Origin of the sequence: Aureimonas sp. ME7 (assembly GCF_903970965.1) — a bacterium.
In the GTDB taxonomy this organism is placed as follows: Bacteria; Pseudomonadota; Alphaproteobacteria; order Rhizobiales; family Rhizobiaceae; genus Aureimonas.
Window position 1 is genome coordinate 1 of record NZ_CAJCKW010000043.1, and the last position, 1144, is coordinate 1144.

Below are 1144 nucleotides of genomic sequence, written 5' to 3' on the forward strand. Positions count from 1 at the left end.
CGTTTGATCGCAGCCCTTGCAGCCGCCAAGGCGTAGCCAACGCGTGGTAGGACGATCTGCTACCGCCCCAGCCCACAAACCTGCGCGTGATACACTGGGCCATCCCATTGGTCGCCGATTTCACACGGACTCAATGAACTTCTTGGATTTCCGTCAAGCTTATAGCGGCTTCAAGTGATGCAGCATGGTGATCTCGACGAGATCCGATCGCAGAAGCATGACGTGGCGCTTCAGGATGTCGACTAGATCCCAGTCGGTGTCGATCAGGTGTAGCACTTCGTCCAAAGGCACGTTCGAGTTACGCACCACCCAGCGCCCGTTGGGAAAGCGTCTGTCGCGAACTGCAAGGTCGCCGAAGATCGGATGAGGGTCTGCCATGCCGCCATGTCTCAGCCTCTAATCACCTTTCGAGATTCAGACATAGGAGGCAACCCTGAGGGGTGAAGCCGTTCATCAAGCACGACACCATGCAGTTTGGGTCGCAACCATCCAACTTCCCGTTATTCAGCCACTAGCCATCCAATCCTACGAACGTACGTTTTTGACCATAGCGAGCTTCACTCAAGAGGGCTTGCACGAGGGTGCGAGGCTCAGAGCGGAGGATATTTCATGAGCGAAACCACCAATCAGAAATTCGAAGCCCCCGAGGTGGTTCGGATGCTGGACGATCTGCAGACCCTTTGCAGCCGCTTGATCACCTCCTCGATGGCAGCCGGTAATGTTGTGAGCGAACTGCTGAAGGCAAATGCTTTGGTGCCATTGAAAATGGCTGAGCTATTCGAGGAACTAGCGAACCGGCAACTCGATATTGTCGCCCTAATTTCCGCCCAACATCGTCGGAAGGCTGAGGCGGCGGCGGAAGATTTCGAACACGATGCCTGGAACGGCTTTTAATCCCGCCTTCTTGTCGCTGAACCAACGCATGATAGCTGGTTCTTCGTATGCAGCCAGCCACTTCTAGTCCAAGCTCACCTTCTACTGTTCGGCCCTGTGCTCTGATTGACCTATCAAGAGGTCTGCAGCACGATCGAGATGCTGAGCTGCCTTCGGATCGATATGCTGTATCCGCTCCGCCAAGTTACAAATCGCGTGAGCGTATCGGAAGCGTGCGGCAGTCGACATAACCGCCGCCCCCTTATCACGA

General features: G+C 55.2%; 2 protein-coding genes. One reads left to right on the forward strand and one right to left on the reverse strand.

What is annotated here, in order from left to right:
- Positions 1–159: 159 nt before the first annotated feature.
- Positions 160–378: a hypothetical protein gene (locus H7A85_RS20630; RefSeq protein ID WP_182422413.1), complete on the reverse strand. Its 219-nt coding sequence runs from the start codon at positions 376–378 to the stop codon at positions 160–162.
- A 231-nt stretch (positions 379–609) separates the two neighbouring features.
- On the opposite strand from H7A85_RS20630, the gene H7A85_RS20635 reads away from it, so the two are divergent.
- Positions 610–894 (forward strand): hypothetical protein, encoded by a 285-nt coding sequence (locus H7A85_RS20635; RefSeq protein ID WP_182422414.1) that lies wholly within the window; start codon positions 610–612, stop codon positions 892–894.
- The last annotated feature ends 250 nt before the right edge of the window (positions 895–1144 follow it).

Excerpts from the sequence above, each read along its gene's own strand:
- H7A85_RS20635 (WP_182422414.1), top strand. The coding sequence starts at position 610 with ATGAGCGAAACCACCAATCAGAAATTCGAAGCCCCCGAGGTGGTTCGG.
- H7A85_RS20630 (WP_182422413.1), bottom strand. The coding sequence starts at position 378 with ATGGCAGACCCTCATCCGATCTTCGGCGACCTTGCAGTTCGCGACAGA.